Below are 24,994 nucleotides of genomic sequence, written 5' to 3'. Positions count from 1 at the left end.
NCCGTTGACCACCCAGCTGCCGTCTTCGCGCTGCTCGGCCCGGGTCGACAGCGATGCCAGATCACTGCCTGAACCCGGCTCCGAGAACCCCTGGCACCAGCTCTCCGCCCCGGACTGGAGCAGCGGCACCATCTCGGCGGCCAGCGCCGGCGGCGCGTACGAGATCATGGTGGGGACGAGGACCTCGATCATCGAGTAGATCCCCGGCTCCGCGAGGCCCCTGGTGGCGACCTCCTCGCCGAGCACCGCGCGCAGGACCGCCGGGCCGCCCAGCCCACCGACCTCGGCCGGCCAGCCGTAGCGCATCCAGCCGGCGTCGTACAGCGCGCGGCGCACCCGCGCGAGCTGCGCCACCTGCCCGTCGAGGGAGTGATCCGGGCCCGGGGTCAGATCGTTGTCGTCCAGCCAGGCCCGAAGAGCCGTCCGGAACTCGGCGACGTCCACGTCAGGCGACCCGGGTGTGCCGGGGGTGCCGGGGGTGCCGGTCACGGCGGGCTGCGGAATCCGCGGGCATCGACATCATGGTCCTCCCTGACCCGACGGCAGAGCTGAGATCAATTCTCTTGGAGCGAGAAGGAGATTCTTGCCAGCGAGAGGAAGCTACCACAATGTTCTTGTCTCTTTGCTTGCTTCTCGCCAGCTCGTACCCGCACCTGGCCAGCCCCCAGGCATACGAGCCCGAGCCGCCGGCGCGGTCGCAGTCCGGTCGTTGTCTGGCGTAGTGGCGGGCGACCCGGGCTCGGTTGCCACAGGCCGCAGAGCACCATTCACGGCGGGGATGGTGCTTCACGAAGAAGAGCGGGCAGCCGGGTGCCGCGCAGCTCCGGGGGGCCGCTCCTGATCCGCCGCCCAGCACCCGTACGGCGGATCGCCGCGCACTCGGCCGCTGACAGCCCGAAGGTCACCCACGAAGATCATCGCGAGGGTCACAGGGTCCGGAAAAGCCCGCCGTCGACAAGGATCTGGGCTCCGTTGACGTAGCTGGCGGCCTCGCTGGCGAGGAACACGCATACGCCGACCATGTCGGTGNGGGTGCCGATCCGCTTCATCGGGTTCATCTCGGCGGCCAGGCGCTTCGCCTCCGGCCCCCAGGCGTTGGTGATGTCGGTGTCGAACGCGCCGGGCAGGACGAGGTTCGCCCGCACCTTGGGTGCCCAGGTCCCGGCCAGGCCGAGCGTCAGGGCGTTGAGAGCGGCCTTCGCCATCGCGTAGGGCAGATCGCTGGGATTCGGGCGCAGCGAACCGGCCGTCGTGACATTGATGATCGATCCGCCGTCCCCGGCGGCCATGCGGGTGCCGAACAGGGCGCTCAGCCGGAACGGGCCGCTCGCGTTCACCGCGTGGACCTTGTCGTACAGTTCCTGACTCACTCCGGGCAGGCTGTCGTACACGGGCGACATCCCGGCGTTGTTCACCAGTACGTCGCAGCGGCCGAACTCCGCGTACACCGTCTCCACGAGGCTGTCGCAGTCGGCCCACCGGCCGACATGGCAGGCGACGGGCAGGGCCCGGCGCCCCGTCGCGGCCTCGATCTCCGTCGCCGCCGTCTTGCAGGCGTCGAACTTGCGGCTCGCGATCACCACGTCGGCGCCGGCCGCGGCGAGGCCCTCGGACACGGCCCGGCCGATCCCCCTGCTACCCCCGGTCACGACGGCTACCCGCCCGGACAGATCAAATATCTGACTCGGTGCACTTGTTTTCAGCTCGGTCACGCGTATGAGTCTCGCCGATGGACCGCGTCACGTACACGTCTTCCGACCTGGAACGCCCTGGAGCAGCCCTAGCGCTCCGGCCGCGGCGGCTGGAAGACGTCGGGGATGCCGTCCGCGTCGAGATCGAGGCTCTCCTGCTCTTCCAGCTGACGGTAGACCCGGTTGCGCAGCCGCAGCACCACCGTGGCGACCAGCGCCGACGCCACGGACCCGGCGAGGATCGCGGCCTTGACGTGATCGCCCCGCTCGGCGTCGGGGCCCGGGCCGAAGGCGAGCTCGCCGAGCAGCAGGCACACGGTGAACCCGACCCCGGCGAGCAGCGCGACGCCGAACACGTCCCACCAGGACAGCTCGGGATCCAGCTCGGCGCGGGTGAAGCGGGCCAGCAGCCAGGTCGAGCCCAGCACCCCGATGGGCTTGCCCACCAGCAGGCCCAGCGCCACCCCGATCGCGACCGGGTCGGTCAGCGCCGCGCCGACCCCGCCGTCGGCAAGGGACACCCCGGCCGCCATCAGGGCGAACAGGGGCACCGCGACCCCGGCGGAAACGGGCCGCCAGCTGTGCTCGAAGCGCTCCGACATCCCCGCCGTCTCACCAGCGCGGAGGCGGGCCGGCACGGCGAAACCCAGCAGGACTCCCGCGATGGTGGCGTGGATGCCCGAGGCGTGCATGAAACCCCAGGCCGCGACCGCCAGCGGCACCAGCACCCACCAGTGGGTCACGCCGCGGTGCGCCAGCAACCCGAACACGGTGATGAGGGCGAGGGCGGCGACGGCCGGCCCGAGGCTGAGCTGGTCGGTGAAGAAGAGCGCGATGATCGCGATCGCCAGCAGGTCGTCGACCACGGCGAGCGTCAGCAGGAAGGAACGCAGCGCCGCCGGCAGATGCGTGCTGATGATGGCGAGAACTGCCACCGCGAACGCGATGTCGGTCGCCGTGGGCACCGCCCAGCCGGTGTTCGAACCGTCACTGCCGACCGCGTTGACCAGCAGATAGATCCCGACGGGCGCCACCATTCCGCCGACGGCGGCGACCATGGGCAGCACCGCCCGGCTCGGCGAACGCAGATCGCCCAGCAGGAACTCGCGTTTGAGTTCCAGCCCCACCACAAAGAAGAAGATCGCCAACAGCCCGTCGGCGGCCCACTGCTCCAGGTCGAGATGCAGGTGCAGGGACTCGGGGCCGACGCTGGTGCCGACCATGGAGTGATATGACTCCCGCCAGGGCGAGTTCGCCCAGACCAGGGCGACCAGCGCGCCTGCCAGCAGGAGCAGGCCGCCTACCGTCTCACTGCGCAGGATGCCCGCGGCGTGCTGCGCCTGGGGCCAGCTCGGCAGACCCATCAGGGACCTGCGGGAAGGGCCTGCGGACATGGGAGTTCTCCTCGGTCGGAACGGAACGCGTGCCCGACCTTGGGGACACCACGCACAACACTGCCGACCAGACTTCCCGGCGCACCTGGTCAGAGGCTACACGCGCCCTGCGTGCCGCGCGCTGCCTCGCCGGGCTCGGGCGGCTCGGGGGGCTCGGGCGGCTCGGGGGGCTCGGGGGGCTCGGGCGGCTCGGGCGGCTCGGGCGGCTCGGGGGGGTCGGGGGGGTCGGGCGACCGCCCTCACGGGCGCAGGCGCAGGCGTAGGCGTAGGCGCGGCCGCACCGGGCCGTGGAGCCCTGGACGGGAACTTCCCATTGAGGATCTTCCGGAGCAGGGCCGACCGCCGGATCACGAAATGGTGGGTCGCGAATGTGGCCGCGTACGTCGCCACCGCGAGAACCGTCATCTGCCCGAACCCGAGGCTCGGATCCATGCCGAGCATCCGCGCGAAGAAGAAGATCCAGAAGAAATGCAGGAGATACACGCTGTAGGAGGCGTCCGACAGGTACAGGAAGACGGGGCGCGGCCGGGAGCCGAACCGGCGCGCCACCGCGAACAGCGCGGCGATCAGCGGAATCGCGACCAGCGTCTCGACCAGCACGCGGCCGGTTCCCGCCGAGAGCACATCCACCCACCCGCACCAGGACACGACCAGAAGAAGGCCGGACGCCGCCGCCAGCACCGGAGCGGGCCGCCCGAACACCGGGACCAGCCGCGCACGGTCCAGATAGAGCAGGGTCCCGAGCAGGAAGAACGGCAGGAACTCCAGGATGCGGCGCAGCAGGTCGGCATGGAATCCGGACCCCACCAGCGGCTCGAGGGCACCGGTCCAGCACGCGCGGCCCGCCGCCATGAGGCCCAGGACGGCCAGCGTGATCGTGGCCATCGCGGGCAGGCGCCCGGCGGTGGCACGCCGATAACCGCGGGTGCCGGTCAGGGCACTCACCACCCGGACGGCCGCCGGCGTCAGAAGTGCGTAGCCGAGCAGCACCAGCAGGAACCACAGGTGCAGGTACCAGTTCAGCCCTCCCGCCAGCGCGGGCCCGGCGCTGGCCCGCAGGAACTCGGCGAACGACATGTCCCGGCCGCTGTGGAACACGCCGCTCATCCACAGGGTCGGCGGGTTGAAAACCAGCAGCGTCGCCAGCAGCGGAACTCCGACGGCGGCCAGCCGGCGGCGCACCGCCCGGGCCGCGCCATAGGACGTGACGAGCATGGCGGAAAGGAAGCCGGAGATGACGAAGAATGCCTCCATGCGGAACAGGCCGGAAGCCCGGGCTATCCCGTCGAAGAACGGGTCCACGCCCAGGGTCGCCACATGAACGAGCACCCCGACCAGCATGAGGACGCCACGTAGCACGTCCAGGCCGTGGTGACGCTCACTCGCGCTGGTTCCGCCCTCCGGCTCCGCCACAGGTTCCTGCCTTCCGCTGCGCGCCCCGCGACCGATGCCTTTTCCCGAGCCGCGCGCTGCGACGCGTCGACCCGGGCACCTGCGCGATGCTACGCACCGGAAGAAGCCGCTCTCCAGGCCGCGGCGCGATTTCGGCAAATCAGGCTGATGAGATATGACACCTGCGGTATCAATGTCGTCGCAGCAGGGCGCCAAACGGCAGTTCGGGGCCNGGACGGCCTCGGGAGAAAAGCAGCCTGAAGGCCCTCCGGAAAACCTGCGGGAAGTCCCCCGACGGATCAGCTGGAGATGATCACAGCGGGCCGCCGCCGCCGAGTTCCCTGGGAACCCACTCGGGCGCGCGCTTCTCCATGAAGGCGCGCATGCCCTCCCGCGGCTCGGGAGACTGCTCCAGCGCCCACATCATCGTCTGGTAGTCGATGAGCCCGTACCGTTCGTTGAGCATCCGCTTGACGTGCATCCGGGCGAGCGGGGCGGTCTGCAGGACCTCCCGGGCCGCCTGCAGCGCGGCCTCGCGGAGCTGGTCGTGCGGGACGACCCGGCTGATGACACCGAGCCGCAGCGCCTCGGCGGCGTCGAAGCGGCGAGCCGACAGCAGCAGGTCGCGGGCCGCGGCCAGCCCGACGTGCGCGGGCAGGACGGACGCGTAGGTGGCGTCGGGGATCCCGCGCAGCAGCTCCGGGACCCGGAAGGTGGCCCGGTCGCTGGCCACCGCGATGTCGGACAGCATCGCGATCAGCAGGCCGCCGGCCTGGCAGATTCCGTTGACCGCCGAGATGACGGGCGCGCGGCTGTCCCGGACGGTGAGGAACGGCAGGATGTCCGTGCTGCCGAGGTCGCTGGGGAACGAGTCACCGGGCTCGGACCGCCCGCCCAGGTCGCCACCCGGGGCGAACACATCACCGGTACCGGTGATGATGAGCGCCGCGAGGTCGGGGTCCCGGTTGACCAGGTACACGGCCCGCTTGATGCCGAAATACATGGCCGGAGTCAGGGCGTTACGCGCCGCCGGCCGGTCGATAATGCACCAGCCGATTGCGCCGTCGCGCTCGAACCGCAGACCGGCCGCGCCCAGATCGTCTGCCATCCCACTCCTCTGTCCGGTCGCGTCGGAGCCGGCGCCGAAAATCTCGGCTATCATTTCCCGCTGCGCGACGCAACACATTCTGGAGCGACTCCGCATTACTTCCAGGTCGCTGACGCAGCCTCGCTCCGCCGGGTGGGAACTTTACGCCGATCGTCGCGCCGGACGCCAGCGGCACTATTGTCTGACAGTTCCCTGACCAGGCGGCGGTGCCGTCGCCGCCGCCCCGGCCGCCCCTTGCCGCCGCCACCCGGTCACCTTGCGAGGCGGGGTCCGCACAGCGAGCAGGCTGGTCCGCGACGACCTGGACCCGCGGTAGGCTGCACCGGCTCAGGTGCCGCCGGCCTGGTGTTGACCGCGGGTTCCGTGTTGATTGCGTTCGACCGGGCGTGATATACGGCAATTGACACCGAGTCGGACTGTCCACTTCGACGCGAGTGCGTGAATTCGCTTTTCCGCGCCTCGAATCAGTTTCCCGCGAGAGGAGCATCATGGATCTACAGGCCCTGGCCGACAAGATCGAGATTCAGGAGGTCCTGGCCAGGTATTCCCGGGGCGTGGACACCAAGGACTGGGATCTCTGGCGGACGGTGTTCACTCCGGACGCCTTCATTGACTACCGGGCGGCCAGCTCCTCGGACACGTCCTTCGGCACTCGGGACGAGATGGGTGTCTGGCTGCAGAACAGCGTCGGCACGCTTCCGATGACGCAGCACTACATCACCAACGTCGAGATCGACCTCGATGGCGACACTGCCCGGGTGCTGGCCATGTTCTTCAACCCGATGCGGCTGCCGGGCACCGCCGGCCTGAGCTACTGCGGCGGTTTCTACAACCACGAGATGGTACGCACCGACGAGGGCTGGAAGAGCCGGAAGCTCGTCGAGGAGAACGTCTGGTTCGAGGCCGCGGCCGCGGCCGCGAGTTAGCCCGGCGCGCCCGGCAACCCGGCCGGGCGGTTCCGCGGAACCGCCCGGCCGGGTTGCCGGCTTCAGCGCTTGGCGCCAGCGGCGGGAAACACCACGTTGACGACAATGGGGCGTCGCCTGCGCCGCAGCAGGAGCCCGGCCAGCAGAACCGCACCGGCGGGCGCCGCCGCGGAGCGCGCGAGCGGCGCGTACCGCGCGAGCGGCGCGAGCCGTACCAACAGCGGCGTCAGCCGCGCGAGCGCGCCCGCACCGGCCGTAGCCAGCAGGTCGAGCGGCTCGGCCACCGGTGCGTCGGACGCAGCCTCGGCGGGGGCGGCCTCGGCGGGGGCGGCCTCCGCCGGAACAGCATCGGCGGGCGCGGCGGGCGCGGCGGCGCTGTCCGCCGCGGGAGCCACCTCGGCCGGGGCGGCTGCGAGCTCGTTGGCGAGGTTCGCCGCGAACTTCCCGACCAGGGAGCCCGCGACCTCGGCCAGCACCCCACGGCCGAACTGGGCCGGCTTGCCGGTGATGTCGAGCTCGGTTTCGACCGACACGTCGGTGGAGCCGCCGGTGTCCGCCAGCCGGCAGGTGACCAGCGCCTTCGCGGTGCCGTTGCCCCGCGCTTCCCGGCCGCTGGCCTCCAGCACCGCGACCTTGGTCTGCTCGTCCTGGCTGACGAACCTGATGGTGCCGTTGTAGGTCAGGCCGACGGGCCCCACCTTGACCTTGATCTTGCCCTGATAGCTGTCGCCGTCCTTGGAGGTCAGGATCGCTCCGGGTACGCACGGCGTGATGCGTTCGACGTCCAGCAGAACCCGCCAGGCCTCGTCCGCCGGTACGGGAATGGTGAGGGTGTTCTCCAGTTTCATGCGGCTTCCTTAACGGCGGTCCGGGCGGCCCGGGCGGCGCGGGTGACTGGCGGGACAGGCGGGGTCGACGGGATCAGGAGCCACCCTCGGCCAGGGCTTCCGCCGCGGCCCGGACGGCGTTGATGATGCCCTGGTAGCCCGTGCAACGGCACAGGTTCCCGGACAACGCGTCCCGGATCTCCTCGTCCGTGGGTTTCGGGTTCTCCTCCAGGAAGGCCGTCACCGAGACGATGAATCCCGGGGTGCAGAACCCGCACTGCAGGCCATGGTGATCGCGGAACGCCTGCTGCACGACCGAGAGCTCGCCGTCGGGTTCCGCCAGCCCTTCCACGGTCGTGATCTCGGCGCCGTCGGCCTGCACGGCGAAGATCAGGCAGGCGCGGACGGCCTCGCCGTCCAGCAGGATCGAGCAGGCGCCGCAGACGCCGTGCTCGCATCCGAGGTGCGTCCCGGTCAGGCCGCAGTTGACGCGGAGAAAATCAGCGAGGACGAGCCTCGGTGGCACACTGGCCCGGTGCGGGGTCCCGTTGACCCGTACCTGGATGTCGACGTCAGTCACCGACTGCCTCCTGTAAGGCATGCCGCCAGGCCCGGGCCACCATGGCCGCGCCGACACGCCTGCGATATCTGGCCGAGCCGTGCAGGTCGGACGGGACCGAGTCGAGGCCCGCCATCGCGGACCGCCCGATCTCGTCGGGATTGCTGTCCGCCGGTGACGAGCCGATCAGCTCGCTCTCCACCGCCGTCGCGCGGCGGGCGCAGGGGCCGAGGCCGAACAGCGAGATGGCGCACCGGTCAATCCGCCCGTCGGAGCCGACACCGACGGCGACGCAGGCTCCGGCCATCGCGAAGTCGCCGTGCCGGCGGGCGAACTCCTCGACGGCGAAGCCGGTGCGGCCCTCCCAGACCGGGAAGGTGATGCCGGTCAGCAGCTCGTCGTCATCCAGCTCGGTGCTCCACGTGCCGGTGAAGAAGTCCGCGGCGGGTATGGTGCGCCGCCCGCGCGGGGACAGCGCCTCCAGCTCGACGTCCAGTGCCAGCGCCACCGCCGGGTATTCGGCGGAGGCGTCGGCGTGCGCGATGGAGCCGCCGATGGTTCCGCGGTTGCGGATCTGGAGGTGACCGATCAGCGGTGTGGCCCGGGCGAGCAGCGGGATCTGGAGACCGATCTCCTCCGAGCGCCCGATGGTGGCCTGGGTGGTGGCGGCACCGATCCACACCGATCCGTCGCGCGGCTCGATGCCGCGCAGCTCGTCGAGCCGGCGCAGGTCCACGAGGTTCTCGAAGACCGCCAGCCGCAGGGCCAGCATCGGCACCAGGCTCTGGCCGCCGGCGATGGCCTTCGCGTCGTCCAGTTCGGCGAGCAGGCCGACGGCCTCCTCGGCGCTGGTCGGGGCGTGGTACTCGAACTGCGCCGGCTTCATCCCGCCACCGCCATCCGCTGCTCCGCCATCCGCTGCTCGGCTTCCTCGATCAGGCTGACGATGCTCGCGGGCGACATCGGCAGGTGGGTGATGCGCACTCCGAACGGCGCGAGCGCGTCCGCGACCGCGTTGATCACGGCGGGCGGGGCCCCGATCGCGCCGCCCTCACCGACGCCCTTGTAGCCACCTGGGCCGATGCTGGGTGTCTCGACGTGGCCCAGTTCGATCGTGGGCACCTCCGCCGCGGTCGGCAGCAGATAATCCATGAAGGTGGTGGTGACGGGGTTCCCGTCGTCGTCGTAGGCGAGATGTTCGTACAGGGCCCCGCCGATGCCCTGTACGGTCCCGCCGAAGATCTGGCCCTCCACCACGTTGGGGTTGATCATCGGCCCGCAGTCCTCGCTGACGATGTAGCGCAGCAGCTTCACCTCGCCGGTGACGATGTCGACCTCGCAGGTGCACACATGCGTCGCGTTGGACCAGAGCATCAGGTGCTGAGCGCGGAAACGATCACTCACCTCCAGCCCGACCGCCAGGTCCGCGGGCAGCGAGCCGGACTTGAAGTAGGCGGTTTCGGCGACCTCGGCGAGCGTCACCTGCTTCTCCGGGCTGCCCTTGACCGAGGCCCGGCCGCGGACGAACTCGACGTCCTCGACCGGGGCCCCGAGCAGGTGCGCGGCCAGGGCCACGATCCGCGCCCGCAGCTGGCCGGCGGCGACGCCCACGGCGCCGGCGGTCATCGGGCCGGAGCGGCTGCCGCCCGTCCCGCCGCCGAACGGAGTGACGGCCGTGTCGCCCTGGATGGTGCTGACGTCCTCGATCGGCACGTCCAGGGCGTCGGCGGTGAGCTGGATGACCGTGGTCTCCAGGCTGTTGCCGCACGATCCGCCGGCCACGTAGACGTTGACCTTGCCGCTCGGCTCGACCCGGATCGTCGCGCCCTCGGTGCCGTAGAGCGCGCTCGACCCGGCCGTCGGCTCCACGTAGGTGCAGGTCCCGACTCCGAGGTAGCGGCCGGCGGCACGGGCCTCCTGCTGCTCGCGGCGGAACGCCTCGTAGTCGAGGATCTCGACCGCCTGCTCGAGGGTCTCCAGCGGCGTGATGTCGCTGTACGGCATGCCGTTGCAGTTCGCCGTCGGCAGTTCGTCGCGGCGCAGCATGTTCCGGCGGCGCAGGTCGATCGGGTCGATGCCGATCTCGCGGGCGGCGATGTCGAGGAGCACCTCGCGGGCCACCGACTCGAACTGCCAGGGGCCACGGTAGGCAACCCGTCCGCTGGTGTTGGAGAAGGCGAATCTGGACGCGAACGTCCCCTCCGGGATGCGGTACGGCCCGGGGAAGATCAGCCCCACCGCGATACCGCTCTGCACCGGGGAGGGCGACGGGTAGGCACCGGCGTCCTGCACGTGGTCGAGGGTGGCGGCGAGCAGCCGGCCGTCGGCGTCGAAGGCCATCCGCGCCTCGCCGTGCTCGTGGCGGGCCTGGCCGGCCGACAGCAGGTGCTCCTGCCGGTCCTCGATCCACTTCAGCGGGGCGGGCACCTTCGTCGCCGCGATCATCAGGCACATGTCCTCGCGCAGCGGCAGCACCTTCTGCCCGAAGCCACCGCCGGTGTCGCGCATGACCACCCGCACCCGGTGCTCGGGGATCCCGAGCAGGCGGGCGCAGAACATGCGCACCTCATGCGGCGACTGGGTCGCCGTCCAGATCCGCATCTCGCCGTCCGGCGCCGACCACTCGGTGACCNGCCCGCGGGTCTCCATCGGCATCGCGCAGTAGGCCTGCTGGTAGAACGTCTCGCTCACCACGTGCGGCGCGCTGTCGAAGGTGGGCGCGAGGTCCGCCATCGGCCGGCCCCCCAGCTGGCCGATCAGGTTGCCGGGGAAGGACTCGTGCACCAGCTCGGGCGAGTCGAACGCGGTGGTGTAGTCGACGACCGGGGTCAGCGGCTCGTAGTCCACGACGACCAGCTCGCAGGCGTCCTCGGCGATGTACCGGTCGTCGGCGACGACCATCGCCACCGGGTCCCCGACGAACCGCACCTCACCCTCGGCCAGTGGCGGTCGGGGGGTGTCGGGAGCGTGCCGCCCCTCCAGTGAGAACCACTGCTCGTGCACGGCCGGGTTGAGGTCGGCGGCGGTGAAGACCGCGTGCACCCCGTCCAGGGCCAGCGCCGCGGAGAAGTCGATACCGGTGATCCGTGCGCGGGCGACCGGGCTGCGCACGAAGCACACGTGCAGCATTCCGGGTCGCACCACGTCGTCGACGAAGGTGCCTCGACCAGTCAGTAATCGCGCGTCCTCCACCCGGCTGACCCGGGTGCCCGCGTATCGACTGGATGTGGTTTCAGGACCGCTCACAGGCTCTCCAGATGCCCGGCCACCCGGCACCGCTCCGGGCCGCGCGACTGCTCATGGTCGACACATGGTGCCATTCCGCCCACCGGGCCCCGTCGATCAGCTTCCGGACGTGGCGTGCGCACCCCGCTCGTACCTCTCCCTCGAACCGCCCCAGGGCGGACGGGTCCGCCCTGGTCCGTCCATACAACTTTATTTTCGCCCCAAGTGCCATTAATCTTCTGGCACGCCATGGACCGCGGCCCCCGGACAGCCGGGTCGCGGCGAGAGGAGACATCATGCGAGGACCCACAGCACACGCCGAGGCGGCGCCGGCCGAGGCCCCCGACGCGGTCGCCGAGCAGCCGGTCGTCGAGGAACTCCTGATCGAAGAGGTCTCGATCGACGGGATGTGCGGTGTCTACTGACCCCGCCGTCCACCGGTCATGACCGGGACCGACCCCGGCATCCTCGACGAGGCCTGGGAGCTGTCCCGGTCGGTGGCGCTGCGCCCCGAGCCGTTCGGGGCGCTGGCGTACCACTTCGGCAACCGCCGGTTGATCTTCCTCAAGCGCCCTGAGCTGGTCGAGGTGGTCCGGAACCTGGGCGGATCACCCGACGTCCGCACCGCCCTGCGCCAGGCGGGCGTTCCGGCCGGGCAGTGGGCCGCCTATGCCGTGGCGCTGCGCGGGCTGGCCGACGCGGACGTGATCCGGCACCGAGACCCCGTGCGCCGAGACCCCGTGGGAGAACCGTTATGACCGCCGTGTCGCTGGTGCAGCGGTTCGAGCGCGGGCTGACCGCGCCGATCTGCCTGACCTGGNAACTCACCTACGCCTGCAACCTGTCCTGCGTGCACTGTCTGTCGGCCTCGGGCCGGCGCGACCCGCGGGAGCTGAGCACCGCGCAGTGCGAGTCGATCATCGACGAGCTGCAGGCGATGCAGGTCTTCTACGTCAACGTCGGCGGTGGCGAGCCGACGGTCCGCCNCGACTTCTGGCACCTGCTGGAGTACGCCGTCGACCACCAGGTCGGGGTCAAGTTCTCCACCAACGGGGTGCGCATCGACCAGGCGCGGGCCCGCTACCTGGCCTCGACCGACTACGTCGACGTGCAGGTCTCCCTGGACGGAGCCACCGCGGCGGTCAACGACCAGGTGCGCGGCGAGGGCTCCTTCGACATGGCCCTGCGCGCGCTGGACAACCTGGCCACGGCCGGCTTCCGGGACGCGAAGGTCTCGGTGGTCGTCACCCGCCACAACGCGGGCCAGCTCGACGAGTTCAAGCGCATCGCCGACGACCACGGCGCGACGCTGCGGCTGACCAGGCTGCGCCCGTCGGGGCGCGGCGCTGACGTGTGGGACGAGCTGCATCCGACCCACGAGCAGCAGCGCGACCTCTACGAATGGCTGGTGCGGGCCGGCGAGAAGGTCCTCACCGGGGACTCCTTCTTCCACCTCGCCGGCTTCGGCGAAAAGCTGCCCGGGCTGAACCTGTGCGGGGCGGGCCGGGTGGTCTGCCTCATCGATCCGGTCGGCGACGTCTACGCCTGCCCGTTCACGATCCACGAATCGTTCCGGGCCGGGAACATCGTCTCCGACGGTGGTTTCGCGCAGGTGTGGCAGACCAGTGAGTTGTTCGGCCGGCTGCGGGAACCGCAGGGCGGCGGGGCCTGCTCGGCGTGCCAGTTCTACGACTCGTGCCGCGGCGGGTGCATGGCGGCCAAGTTCTTCACCGGCCTGCCACTGGACGGGCCGGACCCGGAATGCGTCCAGGGTTACGGGCAGTCCGCGCTGGCCGACCCGAACCGGACCGTGCCGGCGCTGAGCCTCGACCACTCCCACCGGCGGGAACCGGTGCTGCTCCGGATCGGAACCCGGCCGGCCACCCCCGCCGCAGCCGCCGCAGCCGCCACGCCCGTCACGCCCGCCCCCGCGGCACCGCCGGTATCCGCGTGCGCCGAGAGCCCGCTGGCCGGATTCACACCCGCGGGCTGAACCCGCGGGGCCTTGAAAGGTGAAACATGGGTAACGCATGGTTCGAATCGGTCGCCGAGGCGCAGCGGCGGGCGCGCCGGCGACTCCCGAAATCGGTGTACAGCGCACTGCTGGCCGGTTCGGAGGCGGGTGTTTCCTACCGGGACAACACCGCCGCGTTCGACGAGCTCGGTTTCGCCCCGCACGTGGCGGGCCTGAAGGAGAAGCGCGACCTGGCGACGACGGTCCTGGGCCAGGAGGTGGCGCTGCCGGTCATCATCTCCCCGACCGGCGTCCAGGCCGTGCACCCCGACGGCGAGGTGGCGGTCGCCCGGGCCGCCGCCGCCCGCGGCACCGCCCTCGGCCTCAGCTCCTTCGCCAGCAAGCCGATCGAGGAGGTCATCGCCGCCAACCCGCGCACCTTCTTCCAGATCTACTGGATGGGCACCCGGGACTGGATGGTCCGGCGGCTCGAACACGCCCGGGATGCCGGCGCGGTGGGCCTGATCGTCACCCTCGACTGGTCGTTCTCGCACAGCCGCGACTGGGGCAGCCCCTGGATCCCCGAGCGGCTCGACCTGAAAACCATGGTGAAGCTGGCGCCGCAGGGGCTGTCCCGGCCCGGCTGGCTGGCGACCTATCTGCGCACCGGCAAGCTGCCCGACCTCAGCGTGCCGAATCTGGCCGAGCCGGGCGAGGACGCCCCCACCTTCTTCGGCGCCTACGGCACCTGGATGCAGACACCCCCACCGAGCTGGGAGGACATCGCCTGGCTGCGGCAGCAGTGGGACGGGCCGTTCATGCTCAAGGGCGTCAGCCGGGTCGATGACGCCCGGCGCGCCCGCGACGCCGGAGTCAGCGCGATCTCGGTCTCGAACCACGGCGGCAACAACCTCGACAGCACCCCGGCCCCGATCCGCTCCCTGCGCGCTGTCGTCGACGCCGTCGGGGACGACGTCGAGGTACTGATGGACGGCGGGATCCGCCGCGGCGGCGACGTGGTGAAGGCGCTGGCGTTCGGCGCGCGGGCGGTCATGATCGGCCGCGCCTACCTGTGGGGCCTGGCCGCCGGCGGGCAGGCCGGCGTGGAGAACGTGCTGGACGTGCTGCGCAACGGGATCGACTCGGCCCTGCTCGCGCTCGGCCACTCGTCGATCCACGACCTGACCCCGCAGGACGTCCTGGTACCCCGGGACTTCCCGCGGACCCTGGGCGGCACGCCAGCACCGACGTCACTGCCAGCACCGACGTCACTGCCAGCACCGACGCCATGACGCTGGCGGGGCGGTCGTGGACCGGGGTGCCGCGCTCGCCCCTGGTGCTGGTTCCGGTGGGGTCCTGCGAGCAGCACGGCCCGCACCTGCCGCTGACCACCGACACCACGATCGCGGTGGCGGTGGCCGACGGGGTGGCCGAGCGCCTGCTGCGGGACAACCCCGCCGCGCCGGTGCTGGTGGCCCCGCCGATAACCCACACCGCCAGCGGCGAGCACCAGGGTTTTCCGGGGACGATGTCGATCGGCGCGCCGGTCCTGCGGCTGGTGCTGGTGGAGCTGGTCCGCTCGATGGCCGGCTGGTGCGGCAGGGTCGTGTTCGTGAACGGGCACGGTGGCAACCTGCGCAGCCTCGCCGAGGCCGTCACCCAGCTGCGCGAGGAACGCCACGACGTGGCCTGGGTGCCGTGCGAGCCATCGAGCGGGGGCGAAGGTGAGGGCGCCGACGGCCCCACCGACGGGCCGGCCGACGCGCACGCCGGGTTCACCGAGACGTCCCTCATGCTGCACCTGGCGCCGCGGGCGGTGGACATGGACCGGGCTGTGGTCGGCAACACCGCTCCACTCGCCGAGCTGCTGCCCGCCATCGTGGCCGGTGGGGTCGCGGCCGTCGCGCCGTCCGGCGTGCTCGGGGACCCGACCGCGGCCAACGCGCCGGCCGGCGAACGCATCCTGCACCGGATGATCGGGGAGATCTCCCAGCTCATCGAAGGCGGCACCGCGGACGCCCACGGACGGCTGCGGGGCGCCGTCACCGCCGGGAGTGCGCCTTGACCNCGTCGTCGGCACCGTCATCGACCTCGTCGCCGGAGGCCGGGCGGGTGGCGCTGGTGACCGGGGCGGCCCGCGGCATGGGCGCCGCCACCGTGCGGGAGCTGTGCCGGCGCGGCTACCGGGTCGTCGCGGCAGACCTGTGCGCCGGTGACCTGGGCGCCGGCGAAGCGCGTGCGGGAGAAGGGGCGGCGGACCTCCCCGGAGTCGACTATCCGCTGGCGAGCCGGGAACAGCTCGCCGCCCTGCGCGACGAACACCCCGACCAGGTGCACACCATGGTGGTGGACGTGCGTGACCGCGCCGCTCTGGACGCGGCCGCGGCCACCGCGGTGGAGCGGTTCGGCCGCCTCGACGCCGCCGTCGCCGCCGCCGCCGTGATCATCGGGGGGCGCCCGCTGTGGGAGACCCCGGTCGAGCACGTCCACACGCTGTGGGACGTCGACGTCCTGGGAGTCTGGAACACCGCCGCCGCCAGTGTGCCGCACATGCTGCGCGGCCCCGACCCGGGCGGCTGCCGGTTCGTCGCCGTCGCCTCGGCCGCCGGCTCCCGCGGGCTGTTCAACCTCGCCGGCTACGGCGTCGCCAAGCACGCGGTCATCGGCCTGGTCCGTGGGCTCGCCGCCGACCTGACCGGGACGGGGGTCACCGCCGTCGCGGTCTCCCCCGGCTCCACCCGCACTCCGATGCTCACGGCCACCGCCGCCCTGTACGGCCTGGACGACGTCGAGTCCTTCGCCGCCTCGCAGCTCACCGGCCGGCTGATCGAGCCGGAAGAGATCGCCCAGACCATCGCCTTCTGCTGCTCCCCCGCCGGCGGTGTCCTGACCGGCTCGGTCGTCAGCGCCGAAGGCGGGTTCCGCGGATGACCCGCGGGCCCGGGCTGCCCCACGGCCTCGTCGTCGAACTCGGCCGGGAGGTCCGCGTCGAGGACGACGGCCGGACGCTGGTGGGTGGCGCGCCGACCCGGCTGCTGCGGCTCAGCGAGCGCGGGGCGCGCTGCCTGGACGGACGCCGGCTCGTGGTGGTCGACGCGACCTCCGAGCGGCTCGCCGACCTGCTCCTCACCCGCGGCGCCGCGGCGCCGGTGCTCGACGGACTGCCGCCCGCGGAGCTGTCGCAGGTGACGGTCGTCGTTCCCGTCCGTGACCGGGCCGGCCCGCTCGACCGGCTGCTCACTGGGCTCGGCGGGCAGGTGCGGGTCGTCGTCGTGGACGACTGCTCGCGTGACCCGGAGTCGACCGTGCGGGTGGCGGCGCGCCACGGCGCCGAGCTGGTCGCGCTGGCCCGGAACGTGGGCCCGGCGTCGGCGCGCAACGCCGGGCTGGCCCGGGTGACCACGCCCTTCGTCGCCTTCGTGGACTCCGACATCGTGGTCGAGCCCGCCACCCTCGCGGCGCTGGCCCGCCACTTCCACCAGCCGCGGGTCGCCGCCGTCGCGCCGCGGATCCGCGGGCTGCCGAAGACCGCCCGGCCGAACTGGATCTCGCGCTACGAGAACGCCCGGTCGTCGCTCGACCTGGGCCCGACCGCGGCCCTGGTGCACCCGCGCTCGCCGGTCGGCTGGCTGCCGGGTGCCTGCCTGGTGGCCAGGGTCGCCGCCCTCGGCGACGGCTTCACCGACGGCCTGCGGGTCGCTGAGGACGTCGACCTGGTGTGGCGGCTGGCGGCGCAGGGCTGGCAGGTCCGGCATGAACCCGCCGCGACCGCCTGGCATGACCATCGGATCCGGCTGACCGCCTGGCTTGGCCGCAAGGCCTACTACGGCACCGGCGCCGCCGTCCTCGCCGAGCGGCACCGCGGCGCCGCGGCACCCGCCGTCCTCACCCCCTGGAGTGCGGGCGTCGCCGTCGCGCTGCTGGCCCAGCGGCGCTGGTCGCTGCCGGTCGCCGCGGCCATGTTCGCGGTCCTGTCCACCCGCCTGGCGCGGCGGCTGCCCGACGAACCGCGCCGGGCCCGGCTGGCGGCCGATCTCGTCGGCCGCGGGCTCGTCTCGACCGCCGGGCAGACCAGCGCGCTGATGCTTCGGCACTGGTGGCCGCTGAGCCTGGCGGGTTGCCTGATCTCCCGCCGTGCCCGCCGCGCGGTGCTGGTCGCCGCGCTCGCGGACGGGCTGGTCGACCACCGCCGGCATGCCCCCCGGCTGGACCCGGCGCGCTTCCTGCTGGCCCGCCGCCTCGACGACCTCGCCTACGGCGCCGGGCTGTGGACGGGCGCGCTGCGTGCCCGCTCACTGCGGCCGCTGCTCCCGCAACGATCGGACCGCCGGTAGATTTCCTTCTCCGTGGACACCACTGCGCGCAGACCGAAGGGCCGTCCACCTGTCACCGATCACGCCTCGATCGAGCGGGCGGCCTTCGCGGTGTTCACCGAGCGGGGTTTCGACGCGACCACCCTGGACGCGATCGCCGAGGCGGCGGGCGTCGGCCGCCGGACGTTGCTGCGCTACTACCCGTCCAAGAACGACATCCCCTGGGGTCAGTTCGACGAGAGCCTCGTCGAACTGCAGAAGTCCCTGGCCGCGATGCCGCCCGGCATTCCTCTCCATGAGGCGGTGCACCGGGCGGTACTCGCGTTCAACCGGGTCGACCCCGCCGCCGTGGCCCAGCACCGGCAGCGGATGAGCCTGCTGTTGCGAACGCCGACACTGCTGGCGCACTCGGCGTTGAAGTACCGGCAGTGGCGCCGGGTCATCGCCTCCTACGTCGCCGAGCGATCCGGGCTGAGCCCCGACGACCTGCTGCCGCGCACCGTGGGCCACGTGGCCCTGGCGATCGCCGTCTCCGCCTACGAGCAGTGGTTGGACGACGAGAGCCGAACGATCGAGGAGATCCTCGACGAGGCACTCGACGCGCTGCGGACCTACCTCGCCCAACCACCGGACGCCTCGGCCAGCTGAAGTCGGCAGTTGAAGTCGGTCAGCTGAAGTCGGTCGGCACCGGCTCGGACCAGTCGCGGTTCCGGTTGGACCAGCAGGCGAACGGCTTCTCGGCCGTTGCTCCGACGATCTGGAACTTCCCTCCCTTGACCTGGACGAAGCTGGCGCATTCCTGGGCGGCACCGTGCGTGGTCGGGTCGTCCTGAGTCGCGCTCTCGTGCATGCGGGTCCAGTCGATCGGCGGGACCAGGCCGTCAGCGGTGTAGTCGGTGATCTTGTTCGTCGCGGCGGTCACGCTTTCCCGCGTGAAGGACGGGCCGGCCGCGAGGATTCCCTGGTAGGCGATGTCCGCGTCGATCCAGCCGATCATGGCCGTCTCGGTGATCTCGGCGTCGGTCTCGGCCATCCACTTCCGGAAGTCCGCCAGGCCGCTGCCGGCCGCGTCCGCCTCGAAGGGCCGGAACGACACCTGCACGATGTCACCCTCGAACAGGTCACCCGCGTCCCGCACGAACTTCTGGTCGTAGGTGTTCGGGTGGAGGATCTTCACGTCCGCCATTCCCTGCCGCTGCAGTTCCTGCGCGAGCGTCTTCTGGCCGTTCAGGTCGAAACAGCTCACGATCGCCTCGACACCCGCGCGCTTCATCGCGGTGACCTCGGGGCCGATGCCGTTGGGCAGGCCGAAGGCCANGGAGTCGTTGAAGTAGGCGGCTTCCTGGCCGGTGTCGGGCCCGTAGAGCCGGATCGAGTCCCGGACGGACTGCGCGCACTTCCTCGAGCNGTCGGAGACGCCGTAACCGAGGGCCGCGACCTTCTTCGCGCCCACGAGCTTCGCCCCGTACGCATAGAAACGGGCCGTGCAGTCCAGGCAGGTGATTCCGGAGTTGCCCCAGATGTTGTCGTGCCCGATCATCGCCGCCGGCTGGATGGCCCACACGTACTGCGGGACTCCCGCCTTCGCCAGGGTCGCCCACCCGGTCGGGAGCTGGGCCGCGCTGAAGGTGCCGAACGTGTTGTCCGCGGTGACGATCTGCAGCGCGCCCTGCTGGTTCTGGCCGAGCTGGTCATCGATCTTCGTTGTCAGTTTCAGCTGTCTGCCGTGGACGCCGCCCTCGCTGTTGCGGAAGGCGAAGTACGCCTCGATCCCGTCCGCGAAACAGTCGTGGATGCAGGCCCCGGTGGGGTTGTTCGTCTTCGTCGCGAGCATCGAGAAGTTGATCGAGTCCGCGGTGACCCCCGGAGCCCCGTTCGCCGGTGCGGACCCGGNGCCCGCGCCGACACCCGCACCGCCGTCACCGTCGGCGTCCGATCCGTTCGAGTTCGAGCACGCGGCCAGCGCGAGAAGGAGCCCGACCACGACCACCGACAGCCGACGTAAGTGAGATTTCGATCTCTTCAGTGACAACGCGGTAGCCCTTCACCTTGAGGCGCCGCATAATCCCGCCGCCGGCGCCGTGTGTGGTGGATTGTCAGGCCAACGGCGCCACACGTCCAGCCAAACGCCGGTTCCGGCTACGCGGACACAGCGGCTTCCTCCTCGACGTCGACGGGCCCGGGAACCGCAGGTGAGGTGGCCCGACCAGGCAGAAAAAGGCAGAGCGGGACGGCGACGGCGGTGAACGCGACGGACCACCCGAAGGCATCACCGAAGGCACCGGCGANGGCGTCCGGAGTGTGCGCGCCGGCGATGGCGTGCTGGAGGACCACGGCGATGACGGCGGTACCCATCGAGCCGCCGACCTGCTGGGCGATGCGGGTGATGATGCTCGCGTGCGGAATCTCCTCGCGGTCCAGGCCGACGTAGGCGGCGCTGGCGAGCGGGATGGTCGCGGCGCCCAGACCGAGGCCCCGCGCGAGCAGCGCCGCCAGCAGCAACACGTTGCTCGTGTCGGCGGTGACGAAGGCGAACGGCACGGTGGCCGCGCAGGCGATGGCGAAGCCGGTGAGGGCGACCCAGCGCGGCCCGTGCCGGTCGGTGTACTTGCCGGCGAGGGTCCGGGAGAGGAGCGTGCCCACGCCCTGCGGGATGAGCAGGAGCCCGGCGCCGAGGGCATCCTCGCCACGGACCTGCTGCCAGTACAACGGCAGCAGGAGCATGGAGCCGTAGAGGGTCGCGCCGAGCACGAAACCGACGGCGGCGGATGACGTCGTCGAACGGTGGCGGAACAGGCGCAGGTCGACCAGCGCGCCCGCGGCACGGGGCAGCGCCCAGCCGACGAAGGCCCCGATCAGCGCGAGGCCGACGAGCAGCGGGAGCAGGACCGCGACGCTCGTGAAGCCCGCGTTGCCCTCGACCCGGGAAAGGCCGTAGATGACGGCGGCCACGCCGGGCGAGAGCAGCAGCATGCCGACGACGTCGAGGCGGGTGCGGCCGCCGGCCTGGGGCCTGTCGTCCGGCAGGTTGCGCAGGGCGAGCCAGGCACCGACGGCACAGAAGGGGACGTTGACCAGGAACAGCCAGCGCCAGTTCCCCAGGTGCAGGATGACGCCGCCCAGCACGGGGCCGAGAATCGGGCCGACCGCGACGGGCAGCGAGATCGTCGCCATCACCCTGCCCAGGTTGTGGCCGCGGGCGGCCTGCATGATCAGCGTGATCATGAGGGGCATCATGATGCCGCCACCGACACCCTGGACCACACGGAAGACGATGAGGCTGTGCGCGTTCCACGCGGCCGCGCACAGGACCGAGCCGAGCAGGAAGATCCCGAGGGAGCCGATCCACAGCCGTTTGCCGCCGAACACGGACTGGGCCCAGCCGGCGACCGGGATAGTGACGAACATGGCCAGCAGATAGCCGGTGCTCACCCACTGGATCGTGGCGAGCGAGGCGCCGAGCTCCTCGGCGAGATCGTTGATCGCAACGCTGACGATCGTGGTGTCGAAGACGACGGCCAGCGTGCCGACGATCACGGTGAACGCCATCCGCCACACCGCGGGGTCGACCCGGTCGGGATCCGCCTGGGCAGGCGGTGCTTCGGCGCTGCCTGAGGTGCTCATGGACCGCCCATCGAAGATACATGCATGTTTCTTAACGGCGTCGAGCGTAGGCGCCCCGAAGTAAGATACGCAAGCGTGTCCTCAATGAGATGGGGGGTGAGAGAGGTGTCAGAGCGGCGTCGCGGAGCAGTGCTGGAGGCGGCACTGCTCGATGCGGCCTGGGAGGAACTGGAGGAGAACGGCTACGCCAGCTTCACCATGGACGCCGTCGTCCAGCGCGCCGGAACCAGCCGCCCCGTCCTGTACCGCCGGTGGTCCGACCGGCACGAACTCATCCGTGCCACGATCACCCACGTACTTGAACGCAGCCGCATCGACATTCCCAACACCGGCAGCCTGCGCGGCGACGTCCTCGCTCTCATGCGCGAGATCAACGCCACCCGCGTCCAGCTCGCCACCGTCCTGAGCGTCCNCCTCGCCGGCTACTACCAGGAGACCGGCACCAGCCNCGCCGACCTGCGCAAGATCGTCGCGAAGGGCCGGGCCAGCGCGGTCGACGTCGTGTTCACCCGGGCCGCCGAACGGGGCGAGGTCAGGCCCGAGCACCTCACCGACCGGGTGAGGTCACTCCCCTTCGACCTGCTGCGCCACGAGTTCCTCATGACCTTCGCCCCCGTGCCCGACGACGTCCTCGAAGAGATCGTCGACACGGTCTTCCTCCNCCTCGCGCGCGGCCGCTGACCCGCGGTCAGCCAGGAGTAACCGTTCCCTGGGTGTCAATGAACCTCTGCGAGCATTTCCCGCTGCCCGGTGCGCTTTCATTCCAGATGCAGATCTGCACGGAATACTTATAGTAACCGAGGCCGGCGGCGATGGCCGGCCGGGAATTCTTCGTCGAATACCCGGACGCCGTGAGATGCGCGGTCGCGGGGGCGGCGCCGTAGGCAAGGTCAACGGTTCTGACGTCGGCGGCGCAGGACGCGGCACCGGCGGAGAGCGTTCCGTAGAGAACGCCGGAGAAACTCAGCCAGCCCGTGCAGCCGGAAACACCGACCTCTGAGCCCGCGCGATATTTCGGGTCACTGCTCGGGCCAGCGGGCCCGGCCTGGGCCGCGCTGGCGGGTGGGCTGGCCGCAGCCGTCGCGGCCGGTGGTCTGTCACCCGAGGAGGCACGAACCTGCGGCGCGACGGACGAGCGAGAAGAGGACCCTGCGTCGGCCGCGGTTGACGCCGCGGTCGGCGCGATGGGGGGCGCCGTGGTCGACGCCGCGGTCGGGGAAGTCGTGGGCATGTCGGTCGCCGGGGAGGAAGGCTGCGTGGTCCCGGAGACGCGCGCCGTCACCAAACCGGACGGTTGCCCGTTCCCCGCGGCGCCCGCCTCGGCTTTCGGCGTGGCCGGCCGGTCGACGAACGGAATCCCGAGATCGAACAGCCCCAGCGGTATCACCAGGACGGCCGCCACAACCGCGCAGACCGACGCCAGCCGCACCACTCGACGCCGCGGCCCCACGGCCGCTCTGCGCCGCCGACCGGTACTGCCCCCACCACCACCGTGGCCACTGTCGACACCGCGAGCACTGTCGACACCGCCAGCACTGTCGACACCGCCAGTATCTTCATCCCTTCCCCGGTCTGATTCCGTTTTCGGGTCGGGGCTGGAAGAAGTCGCGGTGATGTCGAGGGCGGCGCGCCGCACGTCATCAGGAATGTGCAGCGGAAATCCGGCCCGGTCGACCCAGCCAGACCCGAATGCCTGGGTCGCGGCCTGGGCGAGGTCGAGCGCGAACGCGGCAGCGTCCTGGTGACGATCGCCGGGATCCTTGGCCAACGCGCGTAACACGACCGCGGCCAGCGGAGGCTCCACGCCGGTCATCGGAGGTGGCGGATCGGTCAGATGCTGGTACCACAGCGCCTGCGGCGGCTGCTTCGGGTCGAACGGCGGCCGTCCGGCCAGCAGCCGGTAAAGCACCATCCCCAGCGCGTACAGGTCGGTGCTCGGCCCAAGACGGCCGCGCTGAATCTGCTCCGGTGCCATGTAAAGGGGCGTGCCCGCCACCACGCTGGCAGTCGCCGCCGAACCCTCGAACAGTTTCGCCAGCCCGAAATCACTGACCTTGGGCGTCCCGTCGAGCGCGAACAGGATGTTGTCGGGCTTGATATCGCGGTGCAGCACCCCCTGGTCGTGCGCATGCCCCAGCGCCGCCGCAACCGCCAGCCCGACCGCACACGCCCGTTCCGGCCCGGCATCAGCCCGGCGAGTCAGCGTGCCCCCGGCCAGCAGTTCCATCACCACCAGGCACAGGCCCTCGGCCTCGACATAGTCGTACGCACGCAGGATATGNGGATGATCCAGCCCCGCGAGCACCCGCGCCTCAGCGGCAAAGCCGTCCGCGACGCCCTCTGCGCCTTCGGCGTCCATCACCTTGATCGCCACGCGGCGACCCATCCGCCGATGCTCGCCGGCCAGAACCAGGCCGAACGCCCCCGATCCCAACCGCTCGGCCACCTGGTAGCCAGGCAGAGCCTTCTGCACCCGTTCCAGGTCAATAATCATCGATGAGCCCGGCCGCCTGTCCTGCCGCCCGCCACGGCGGAGGTCAGTCTATACATCAAACTCTTTTGGATCACACAGAACCGCGGGGCGGGCGAATCCGTCCAAGGGGCATGTTGCGGGCGGCGACTGCGGCAACCGGCCCCGCCTGCTCCTCGTCAACACCGCTGTTCTTCGGCCGCGGCACCGACCCGACAGCCACCTGACCACCACGAGTGCGGCACCGCGGTTCCGCGGCACCGCGCGGGCTAGGCCTGGTCGCGCGGTTCCTGCAACGGGATCAGCGGGGTGCCCACCGTCACCAGCTCGTCCAGCATCTTCTTGGCGGACGCGTCGAGCGTCTCGTCGCTGCGGAAGGCGCCGGAGGCATCCATCCGGGTGGCCACGAAGGGCACCGAGACGGCGTCGGTCACAGGCACCAGGCGAAGCGCCCCGACGACCGGCTTGAGCTGGCCGACCGCGCGCAGGCCGGCGGAGATGCCACCGTAGGAGACGAAGCCGACCGCCTTGTACCGCCACTCCCGGCTCAGATAATCCAGTGCGTTCTTCAGCGAGGCCGGGAAACTGTGGTTGTACTCCGGCGTGACGATGACGAAGGCCTGTGCGCGGGCGACCGTGGCGCTCCAGGCCTTCGTGTGCTCGTGGACGTAGTTGCCGGTCGTCGGGTGGTTCGGCTCGTCGAAGATCGGCAGGTTGACTTCGGCCAGGTCGACGACCTCGACGTCGAACCCACCCTGCGCCCGGGCCAGGTCGGCGATCCACGCGCCCACCCCCGCACCGACCCGGGTCGGTCGGGTGCTGGCGACGATGATCTGCAGCAGGGGCTTGGACATGGAGTCTTCTCCGTCTCTCGATTGACCGTTCAGGCACTTCGTCGACTGTTCAACGGTTCCGCCCCCCGGATCTTCCGGCTACGGGCCCACCGAGCGACGAATGTGTCCGGTCACTCAGGCCGCACCGGTGACCCCGCCCACGAGTGCGGATGCGGGCCGCGGTGCACCTACGTCGGCGGCTTCACCGTCAGGGCGCATGCCCACGAACGACGGCTCCGCGGAACCGGCACCAACGCGGCATCGATGTCGGCATCGATGCCGATGTCACCATCGGTCATTCGATGTGTTCTCCCTGGGCTCTGGTAGCGAAACTGTCGGTGGTTGGTGTGACGATGCCGGTGTCCGACTCCGACGACACCCCTGGCCTGGTGATCCTCATGCCCGACCCTGTGACACCCGACCCTGTGACGCCCGAGTCTGTGACACCCGACCNTGTGACACCCGAGTCTGTGGGTGCGGGTTTCCCGGAGGATCCGGATGCTGTGTCGTTGGAGGGGTTGGAGACCGCGATCTGTCAGTGGGCCGGCCGGCTGGCCGCCGCGACGTGCTCGTGGCTGCTGCTCCTCGCCGCGTTCGACCGCCGCCGTGGCTGGAACGGCCTCGGGATGACGTCCTGCGCGCACTGGCTGTCCTGGCGCTGCGGGATCAGCCCCCGCA

The 24,994-nt window shown here is 71.1% G+C and carries 19 protein-coding genes and 13 pseudogenes; 13 read left to right on the top strand and 19 right to left on the bottom strand.

The genetic code is table 11. The features are described from left to right. Position 1 precedes the first annotated feature (1 nt). The 7 genes and pseudogenes from UG55_RS33995 to UG55_RS08505 form a co-directional block, all read right to left on the bottom strand. Positions 2 to 444 (bottom strand): acyl-CoA dehydrogenase family protein (locus UG55_RS33995; protein ID WP_242424033.1); only part of this gene is annotated, 443 nt, incomplete at its 3' end. 265 nt (positions 445 to 709) lie between these two features. After that, positions 710 to 826, bottom strand: a pseudogene (locus tag UG55_RS46895) (CGNR zinc finger domain-containing protein); the annotation flags it as partial. A 100-nt stretch (positions 827 to 926) separates the two neighbouring features. Further along, a pseudogene (locus tag UG55_RS33990) lies at positions 927 to 1,029 on the bottom strand (SDR family oxidoreductase); the annotation flags it as partial. A gap of 1 nt (position 1,030) precedes the next feature. Continuing rightward, the coding region (locus tag UG55_RS08520) for an SDR family NAD(P)-dependent oxidoreductase (RefSeq protein ID WP_396230843.1) at positions 1,031 to 1,712 on the bottom strand (682 nt) is incomplete at its 3' end. A gap of 68 nt (positions 1,713 to 1,780) precedes the next feature. Beyond that, a complete protein-coding gene (gene nhaA, locus UG55_RS08515; protein ID WP_066065387.1) occupies positions 1,781 to 3,085 on the bottom strand; it encodes a Na+/H+ antiporter NhaA in 1,305 nt (434 codons plus the stop codon). Between the two features lie 96 nt (positions 3,086 to 3,181). After that, positions 3,182 to 4,498: a glucans biosynthesis protein MdoC gene (gene mdoC / locus UG55_RS08510; protein WP_066065384.1), complete on the bottom strand. Its 1,317-nt coding sequence runs from the start codon at positions 4,496 to 4,498 to the stop codon at positions 3,182 to 3,184. A gap of 292 nt (positions 4,499 to 4,790) precedes the next feature. Then, positions 4,791 to 5,585, bottom strand: coding sequence for an enoyl-CoA hydratase/isomerase family protein (locus tag UG55_RS08505; RefSeq protein WP_066065381.1), 795 nt, complete (start codon positions 5,583 to 5,585; stop codon positions 4,791 to 4,793). Between the two features lie 488 nt (positions 5,586 to 6,073). On the opposite strand from UG55_RS08505, the gene UG55_RS08500 reads away from it, so the two are divergent. Next, positions 6,074 to 6,511, top strand: a complete 438-nt coding sequence (locus tag UG55_RS08500; protein ID WP_066065378.1) for a nuclear transport factor 2 family protein — start codon at positions 6,074 to 6,076, stop codon at positions 6,509 to 6,511. A 62-nt stretch (positions 6,512 to 6,573) separates the two neighbouring features. On the opposite strand, the gene UG55_RS08495 is transcribed toward UG55_RS08500, so the two are convergent. The 5 genes and pseudogenes from UG55_RS08495 to UG55_RS33985 form a co-directional block, all read right to left on the bottom strand. Then, positions 6,574 to 7,359: an SRPBCC family protein gene (locus UG55_RS08495; protein ID WP_066065376.1), complete on the bottom strand. Its 786-nt coding sequence runs from the start codon at positions 7,357 to 7,359 to the stop codon at positions 6,574 to 6,576. A 73-nt stretch (positions 7,360 to 7,432) separates the two neighbouring features. Next, a complete protein-coding gene (locus tag UG55_RS08490) occupies positions 7,433 to 7,918 on the bottom strand; it encodes a (2Fe-2S)-binding protein (protein WP_066065373.1) in 486 nt (161 codons plus the stop codon). Beyond that, positions 7,911 to 8,783, bottom strand: a complete 873-nt coding sequence (locus UG55_RS08485; RefSeq protein ID WP_066065370.1) for a xanthine dehydrogenase family protein subunit M — start codon at positions 8,781 to 8,783, stop codon at positions 7,911 to 7,913. Before UG55_RS08485 ends, UG55_RS08490 begins: the two co-directional genes overlap by 8 nt. Further along, positions 8,780 to 10,529 (bottom strand): annotated as a pseudogene (locus tag UG55_RS08480) (xanthine dehydrogenase family protein molybdopterin-binding subunit); the annotation flags it as partial. The gene UG55_RS08485 and the pseudogene UG55_RS08480, both read right to left, overlap by 4 nt. 1 nt (position 10,530) lies before the next feature. Then, positions 10,531 to 11,143 (bottom strand): annotated as a pseudogene (locus UG55_RS33985) (xanthine dehydrogenase family protein molybdopterin-binding subunit); the annotation flags it as partial. Between the two features lie 275 nt (positions 11,144 to 11,418). On the opposite strand from UG55_RS33985, the gene mftA reads away from it, so the two are divergent. From mftA to mftR, 9 genes and pseudogenes are all read left to right on the top strand, one after another. Further along, positions 11,419 to 11,547: a mycofactocin precursor MftA gene (gene mftA, locus UG55_RS28350; protein ID WP_066065364.1), complete on the top strand. Its 129-nt coding sequence runs from the start codon at positions 11,419 to 11,421 to the stop codon at positions 11,545 to 11,547. 18 nt (positions 11,548 to 11,565) lie between these two features. Continuing rightward, positions 11,566 to 11,850 (top strand): annotated as a pseudogene (mftB, locus tag UG55_RS08470) (mycofactocin biosynthesis chaperone MftB); the annotation flags it as partial. Between the two features lie 93 nt (positions 11,851 to 11,943). Beyond that, positions 11,944 to 12,108, top strand: a pseudogene (locus UG55_RS33980) (radical SAM protein); the annotation flags it as partial. A 1-nt stretch (position 12,109) separates the two neighbouring features. Then, a partial coding sequence (mftC, locus tag UG55_RS08465) for a mycofactocin radical SAM maturase (protein ID WP_242424006.1) occupies positions 12,110 to 13,115 on the top strand: 1,006 nt, incomplete at its 5' end. A gap of 26 nt (positions 13,116 to 13,141) precedes the next feature. Next, on the top strand, positions 13,142 to 14,368 hold the full coding sequence (mftD, locus tag UG55_RS08460) for a pre-mycofactocin synthase MftD (RefSeq protein ID WP_066065357.1): 1,227 nt from the start codon (positions 13,142 to 13,144) through the stop codon (positions 14,366 to 14,368). Further along, a complete protein-coding gene (mftE, locus tag UG55_RS08455) occupies positions 14,365 to 15,141 on the top strand; it encodes a mycofactocin biosynthesis peptidyl-dipeptidase MftE (protein ID WP_066065354.1) in 777 nt (258 codons plus the stop codon). Before mftD ends, mftE begins: the two co-directional genes overlap by 4 nt. A gap of 47 nt (positions 15,142 to 15,188) precedes the next feature. Further along, positions 15,189 to 16,007 (top strand): mycofactocin-coupled SDR family oxidoreductase, encoded by an 819-nt coding sequence (locus UG55_RS08450; protein ID WP_242424031.1) that lies wholly within the window; start codon positions 15,189 to 15,191, stop codon positions 16,005 to 16,007. Next, entirely contained in the window at positions 16,004 to 17,410 is a 1,407-nt protein-coding gene (gene mftF, locus UG55_RS08445; RefSeq protein WP_066065351.1) for a mycofactocin biosynthesis glycosyltransferase MftF, read from the top strand. The genes UG55_RS08450 and mftF overlap by 4 nt, the downstream gene beginning before the upstream one ends. A 12-nt stretch (positions 17,411 to 17,422) precedes the next feature. Continuing rightward, a complete protein-coding gene (gene mftR / locus UG55_RS08440) occupies positions 17,423 to 18,037 on the top strand; it encodes a mycofactocin system transcriptional regulator (RefSeq protein WP_242424005.1) in 615 nt (204 codons plus the stop codon). A gap of 19 nt (positions 18,038 to 18,056) precedes the next feature. Here mftR and UG55_RS33975 read toward each other — a convergent pair. The 4 genes and pseudogenes from UG55_RS33975 to UG55_RS08430 all read right to left on the bottom strand — a co-directional run. After that, positions 18,057 to 18,706 (bottom strand): annotated as a pseudogene (locus UG55_RS33975) (ABC transporter substrate-binding protein); the annotation flags it as partial. Position 18,707: 1 nt separating this feature from the next. Then, positions 18,708 to 18,796: pseudogene (locus UG55_RS33970) on the bottom strand (hypothetical protein); the annotation flags it as partial. A 1-nt stretch (position 18,797) separates the two neighbouring features. Beyond that, a pseudogene (locus tag UG55_RS33965) lies at positions 18,798 to 19,223 on the bottom strand (branched-chain amino acid ABC transporter substrate-binding protein); the annotation flags it as partial. Between the two features lie 455 nt (positions 19,224 to 19,678). Continuing rightward, on the bottom strand, positions 19,679 to 21,013 hold a 1,335-nt coding region (locus tag UG55_RS08430; RefSeq protein ID WP_242424004.1), incomplete at its 3' end, for an MDR family MFS transporter. Between the two features lie 105 nt (positions 21,014 to 21,118). On the opposite strand from UG55_RS08430, the pseudogene UG55_RS33960 reads away from it, so the two are divergent. Both UG55_RS33960 and UG55_RS33950 read left to right on the top strand, forming a co-directional pair. Next, positions 21,119 to 21,425, top strand: a pseudogene (locus UG55_RS33960) (helix-turn-helix domain-containing protein); the annotation flags it as partial. Between the two features lie 37 nt (positions 21,426 to 21,462). After that, positions 21,463 to 21,674, top strand: a pseudogene (locus UG55_RS33950) (TetR-like C-terminal domain-containing protein); the annotation flags it as partial. Positions 21,675 to 21,701: 27 nt separating this feature from the next. On the opposite strand, the pseudogene UG55_RS08420 reads toward UG55_RS33950, so the two are convergent. The 3 genes and pseudogenes from UG55_RS08420 to UG55_RS08415 form a co-directional block, all read right to left on the bottom strand. Next, positions 21,702 to 23,294 (bottom strand): annotated as a pseudogene (locus UG55_RS08420) (protein kinase); the annotation flags it as partial. Position 23,295: 1 nt separating this feature from the next. Further along, positions 23,296 to 23,507 (bottom strand): protein kinase (locus tag UG55_RS33945; RefSeq protein ID WP_242424003.1); only part of this gene is annotated, 212 nt, incomplete at its 3' end. Positions 23,508 to 23,752: 245 nt separating this feature from the next. After that, entirely contained in the window at positions 23,753 to 24,337 is a 585-nt protein-coding gene (locus UG55_RS08415; RefSeq protein ID WP_066065339.1) for an NADPH-dependent FMN reductase, read from the bottom strand. A 449-nt stretch (positions 24,338 to 24,786) separates the two neighbouring features. Between UG55_RS08415 and UG55_RS33940 the strand changes: the two are divergent. Then, positions 24,787 to 24,994: pseudogene (locus tag UG55_RS33940) on the top strand (HNH endonuclease); the annotation flags it as partial.

Source organism: Frankia sp. EI5c (assembly GCF_001636565.1).
GTDB lineage: Bacteria > Actinomycetota > Actinomycetes > Frankiales > Frankiaceae > Parafrankia.
Note: the sequence above shows the minus strand (reverse complement) of the source record. Positions and strands in the feature narration are given on the sequence as shown.

Coding starts and splice junctions, on each gene's coding strand:
- mftA (WP_066065364.1), top strand. CDS start 11,419: ATGCGAGGACCCACAGCACACGCCGAGGCGGCGCCGGCCGAGGCCCCC.
- nhaA (WP_066065387.1), bottom strand. CDS start 3,085: ATGTCCGCAGGCCCTTCCCGCAGGTCCCTGATGGGTCTGCCGAGCTGG.
- UG55_RS08495 (WP_066065376.1), bottom strand. CDS start 7,359: ATGAAACTGGAGAACACCCTCACCATTCCCGTACCGGCGGACGAGGCC.
- UG55_RS08505 (WP_066065381.1), bottom strand. CDS start 5,585: ATGGCAGACGATCTGGGCGCGGCCGGTCTGCGGTTCGAGCGCGACGGC.
- UG55_RS08500 (WP_066065378.1), top strand. CDS start 6,074: ATGGATCTACAGGCCCTGGCCGACAAGATCGAGATTCAGGAGGTCCTG.
- mftF (WP_066065351.1), top strand. CDS start 16,004: ATGACCCGCGGGCCCGGGCTGCCCCACGGCCTCGTCGTCGAACTCGGC.
- UG55_RS08415 (WP_066065339.1), bottom strand. CDS start 24,337: ATGTCCAAGCCCCTGCTGCAGATCATCGTCGCCAGCACCCGACCGACC.
- mftD (WP_066065357.1), top strand. CDS start 13,142: ATGGGTAACGCATGGTTCGAATCGGTCGCCGAGGCGCAGCGGCGGGCG.
- UG55_RS08485 (WP_066065370.1), bottom strand. CDS start 8,783: ATGAAGCCGGCGCAGTTCGAGTACCACGCCCCGACCAGCGCCGAGGAG.
- mftE (WP_066065354.1), top strand. CDS start 14,365: ATGACGCTGGCGGGGCGGTCGTGGACCGGGGTGCCGCGCTCGCCCCTG.